Below are 536 nucleotides of genomic sequence, written 5' to 3'. Positions count from 1 at the left end.
GGTCGTCGCCCGCGCGACCGACCGGCGCGACCCCGCGGCGACGTGGGGCGTGTTCGCGGCCGAGGGCGGCGGGGATCCGCTCCGCGCGGAGGCCGACGCCGCCGCGGGACCGGACCGGGTGCTGCTCACGGGGACGAAGCCGTGGTGCTCGCTCGCCGGGTCGCTGACGCACGCGCTGATCACGGCGGCCGTCGCGGACGGGACGCGCGGGCTCTACGCGGTCGACCTCCGCCGGCCCGGCGTGGAGGTCGTGCCCGATGCGTGGGCGGCCCGCGGGCTCACGGAGGTGCCGAGCGGACCGCTGCGCCTGGCGGGCGTGCCCGCCCGGCGCGTCGGGGATCCCGGCTGGTACCTGGAGCGTCCGGGGTTCCACTGGGGCGGGATCGGGGTCGCCGCCTGCTGGTACGGCGGAGCGGTCGGCCTCGCGCGCACCCTGCTCGGCGCCGCCTCCCGCCCCGGGGCCGACCGGCTGCTGCTCATGCACCTCGGCGCCGTGGACGCGGCCCTCGACGGCGCGCGTGCGTCCCTCGCCGAGG

General features: G+C 80.4%; 1 pseudogene. It reads left to right on the top strand.

Features of this window, described 5'->3' with window-relative positions:
- Nucleotides 1-536 (top strand): annotated as a pseudogene (locus tag Q6969_RS16235) (SAM-dependent methyltransferase); the annotation flags it as partial.

The organism is Clavibacter sp. MX14-G9D (assembly GCF_032917815.1).
Classification (GTDB): domain Bacteria; phylum Actinomycetota; class Actinomycetes; order Actinomycetales; family Microbacteriaceae; genus Clavibacter; species Clavibacter michiganensis_K.
The sequence above is the reverse complement of the archived record's forward strand: the minus strand, read 5'-3'. Positions and strand labels throughout refer to the sequence as shown.